Raw genomic sequence first — 4,396 nt, 5'->3', positions numbered from 1 at the left:
GGCGATATCTGGATCGACGAGGAGTACAGGACCGACGAGTTCGGGCCGGGCGGCTTTCTTTACGCGACGCTGCTGCACGAACTCGGCCACGCGCTGGGCCTGAAGCACCCTTTCGAAGACACGCCCTTGCCCACGGAGTTCGACACCACCCGCTATACGGTGATGTCCTACACGGACTTTGCCGACAGCAGCCTCCGGTTCTTCGGACTGGAGGGCGGCAGCCTGGTCGCCAACACCTTCATCGTGCAGCCGAGCACGCCGATGCAGTTGGACATCATCGCCATGCAGGGCATCTACGGCGCCGCAGACGACATCGCGCTGGCCGCGACGACCTACACGGTCGACGAGGACGTGCCGTTCATGGCGACCCTCGTGGACCAGGGCGGCCTCGACACACTCGATCTGACCGAGCACAGCCGCCCGTCGGACATCGACCTCACGCCGGGCGCCTTCTCGAGCGTCGGCTTCTACTCGATCCAGGCGCAGATCGATTTCTGGCAGGCCGCATTCCCGGATTTCTCGGCCAGTTTCATCGCCGACTACATCAACCGCCCGACCACCTACACCTGGTCCAATAACCTGGCGACGACCACCGACACGGTGCTGGAGAACGTGCTGGCGGGGTCCGGCGACGACACGGTGGCGGGCAACGCCGCGGCCAACAGCATCGCCGGCGGGGCGGGGTCGGACCGGGTCTTCGGCGCGATCGGCAACGACACCATCGATGGCGGTTCGGCGGGCGCCGCGGGCAACTACCTGCGGGGCGACGAGGGCGATGACAGCCTGATCGGCGGCGCGGCCTTCGACGACCTCAATGGCAACATGGGCAACGACACCGTCGCCACCGGGGCGAGCGACGACTTCTGCGTGGGCGGCAAGGACAACGACCTGCTCTTCGGCGGGAGCGGCATCGACTATGTCTACGGCAACCTGGGCGCGGACACATGCAACGGCGACGATGGCGCCGACATCGTCCGGGGCGGGCAGGGGAACGACACGCTGGCCGGCGGGGCTGGCGACGACTTCGTCTCAGGCGACCGCGGCGACGACACCATGACCGGCGGCCTCGGGGCGGACCTGTTCCACTCTTCCAGCGACGCCGGGATCGACCGGGTGCTGGATTTCAGCGTCGCCGAGGGCGACCGCGTCCTCCTGGACCCCGGCACCCAGTTCACACTCCTGCAGGTGGGCGGGGACACGGTGGTGATGATGAATGCCGGTCAGGTGGTGCTGGTGGGTATCCAGATGTCCAGCCTGCCGCCGGGCTCGATCTTCGGGGCTTAGACTAGCGGGCGGGCTTCTTCGACTTCCGCCGCCAGATCTCGTAGCTGCCCGTGCCCACCTGCACGGTGTCCTCGTCGATCGTCTCTTCGTCCGGCCCGACCGGCGCTATCAACGGCGGGGTGGCCGGGGGGCCGCTCACCTCGGCGTCGGTCGGCCCGGTCAGCGCGCTGTCCTGACGTTGGGCGATCATCTGCAGCCGCGTGTCGATCGTCAGGCTGGACCGGGCGCCACCGGGGCTGTTGGTGGCGGTGACGTCCAGGCCGTTGAAGCGGATCACCGGCATGTTCTCGGCGCCGGTCACGGCGTCGCCGGAGACGCTCAACGCGGGCGTGAGGCCTGCGCCGAGACCGCCCTGCGTCACGCCGTCGGCGTCGCGAAACGTCCCGAACACGTCGACCATCCCCATGGTGCTGAGCGACAGCCTGGGGGACTGGCCGGGCGGCGCGCCGGGGATCGTGCCGTCGATCAAGACCCCGTTGGGCTGGGTCCGCGAGCCGGTGTTCTGCATCAGGATCCGCGCGGAGGCCGACATGGTCAGCTCTCCGGTGGTGATCCAGATCTTGTTCTGCTCTGCCGGCGTGGGCGCGACGCCGGCCGGCCTGTCGTTGGCGATGTCGACCTGGTCCGCCGGGGCGCCCGTCACCAGGGCGACGAACCGCGGCGAGCCCAGGATGATCTCGGATCCGGCGTTCAGGTGGGTTTCGCCCAGCGCATGGACGTCGATGAAGCCGGTGTTCGTGGAACCCTGCGCCACGCCGATGGAGCCGGTCACGAGGATGCGGCCGGGCTGCCAGCCGCTGTCGGCGCTATCCGCCCCGATCGTGACCGCGCCGCCCTGGGCGCCGGGCGCCAGGTCACCGGTCACCATCACCGCATTGGCTGGACCTGCCCCCAGGAACAGGTTGGGTGTGTTGGCCGGATCGAGATGCAGCGTCTGGACCGTGAGGTCGCCGCGGACGACGCCGCCCGTCGCGCCGGCGTAGAAGCCCGCCGTCTCGCTCGCCCGCAGGAACTGGAACTCTGCGTCCGTGATCCGCAGCCCCTCCAGTCCCGCGGAGAGGCCGCCGCCGCCGCCGGACCCGCCGCCCAGCGTCAGGGCGCCTGCCAGGGACTCGATGCGGATATCGGGGGCGCTTACGATCCCGGTGATGTCGAGGTCGCCGGCTCGCACCGTGAAGGTCCGCCCGGCCGAGCCGCCGGCCAGGGTCAGCAATCCCGAGACGTTCGCCGTCACATCGCGCCCGGCGGAGAAGCCGGCCTTGGTGACGCCGACCAGCGGCGACCCGCCCGCCGCACCGTAGGTGACATCGGCCTCGGCGCCGCGCGCCGTCAGGATAAGGTTGCGCCCGACCGGTCCCTCATCGTTGCGCGCCCCAGTGGCCCGCGCCGAGCCGAGCACGATGTGGCCCGCGGCGCTGGCGGTGGTGACGGATATGTCGTCGTCCGCGACGATCGAGCCGAGCACAACCGCGGCGCCGTCGCCGGGCCCGACGCCGCTGGCGTTGATCACCACGTTGCGTCCGGAACTCAACTGGCCGGCGCGCAGCGATCCGGCATCGATCTGGAGCCGGCCGATCGCGTTGATCGCCCCACTGCCTGCGCCTACCGTGAGCGCGCCTGTTGTCCGAAGGGTTGCCGCCGAGGCCGCCGAGGCGCTGTTGCGGATGGTCAGGCTGCGGGCGGCGTCCACCACCAGCAGGCGGCCTGCGTTCAGCGAGCCCACGTCGAGGCTGGAGACCGCCAGGCCCAGGTCGCGGCCCGCGGCCAGTTGGAGGCCGCTCACGGCGCTCGGCGAGGAGAAGCCGCCTAACAGGTCGCGCTGGGCCGAGAGCACCCCGAAATTGGCCGTCGTCTCGGTGGTGCTGTTGAGCCGTGTCGCTCCGGGCTGGCGGTTCACGATACTGACGCCGGCGGCGAGCACTACGTCGCCGCGCTCGGCCGTGGCCGACTGAGCCGAAATCAGACCGGGCGCATTGATCACGGCGCTCGCCACCTCGGCGCGGTTGACGACGGCCAGGAAGACGTTGGCGCCCACCGTCTCTCCGCGCAGCGTCAGCGGGGTAGCCAGGCTCGTGCCGCCGCCGGCCGGGACGATGAAGTCGAGCAGGTCCAGGTCGCCGGCCTGGATGCCGAAGCGCACCGTGAAGTCGCTGGTCGCACCGTAGAGCACCGTCGAGGCGCCGGCGCTGGTGACCTGGCTGCCGGCGTCCGCCGTGACCGAGCCGGCCACCAGCGCCAGGGCTCCGCCCGTCGCGCGCAGCTCGGCGCCGGCCCGTAGCTCAACGGCGCCGTCGCCGCCGCCCGTGAAGGCGATGTCGAGGTTGTTCGGGTCGAGAAAGGCGCCCTGGGCCACTGTCGCCGGCGTTGCGAGCAAGCCGCCGACGTTCACCTGCGCATTGGGACCGAACACCACCCCGCCCGGGGCCGAAAACCAGACGTTGCCCGCGCCCCGCTGCGAACTAACCACGGACTCGATCTGTCCATTGATGAGCGCTTGGCCGGCGACCCTGTTGAGGACGATCCAGCTCTTGTCCTGGAACCGGTAGACGACGCTCTGGTCGGAACCCAAGGCGAAGCTCGACCAGGTGAGTATGGTCCGCGGCGCGCCGAGGCTGATGTCGGCGCCGCCCGCCGACTGGGTGATCGAAGGCGCCTGGCCGCCGGCGCTGAATGCGGTTCCGGTGGGGTCGGGCGTAAGCTGGGCGAGCGTCAGTCCCGGCGCGAGTGCAGCGACGGCGAAGGCGCTTGCGGCCAGCAGCCGGCGGCGAAGCCTGTTGCTGGAAGGGTCACCCGGGCTCAGGGCTAGAGGCCGCCGACGCCGCCCCACAGGGATCCTCCCGTCAGATTCTGCAGGAACCAGCCCGGCTCGCCGCCCATGTCTACGGGCGAACCGAGGCCGGAAGGCGCCGCGGCCTGCGGGGCGGCTCCCGCCCCGAGATCGTCGTTCATGACCACGCCGCTGAGGGTCAGGTTGTTGAAATCGCCACCCCCCAGGGTCACGAGGAAGGTCTCATTGTCTTCCGGCGAGGTATCGCCGCCGATCAGGACCGTGAGCATGGCTTCGGCCGCCCCCGGCCCGAAGGTCACCAATCCACTCAGTGGGCCTTGAACC

Annotated in this window: 2 protein-coding genes and 1 pseudogene; 1 reads left to right on the top strand and 2 read right to left on the bottom strand. The window is 70.2% G+C overall.

Annotated features, from left to right (window positions below):
• Positions 1-1,284, top strand: a pseudogene (locus QZV94_RS19555) (hypothetical protein); the annotation flags it as partial.
• 1 nt (position 1,285) lies between these two features.
• Here the strand turns inward: QZV94_RS19555 and QZV94_RS19550 are convergent.
• Positions 1,286-4,111, bottom strand: coding sequence for a filamentous hemagglutinin N-terminal domain-containing protein (locus QZV94_RS19550; protein WP_293680737.1), 2,826 nt, complete (start codon positions 4,109-4,111; stop codon positions 1,286-1,288).
• Positions 4,087-4,396, bottom strand: a 310-nt coding sequence (locus QZV94_RS19545) for a hypothetical protein (RefSeq protein ID WP_293680735.1), incomplete at its 5' end; no start/stop codon positions are given. The genes QZV94_RS19550 and QZV94_RS19545, both read right to left, overlap by 25 nt.

Source organism: uncultured Phenylobacterium sp. (genome assembly GCF_902826855.1).
GTDB lineage: Bacteria > Pseudomonadota > Alphaproteobacteria > Caulobacterales > Caulobacteraceae > Phenylobacterium.
The sequence above is the reverse complement of the archived record's forward strand: the minus strand, read 5'-3'. Positions and strand labels throughout refer to the sequence as shown.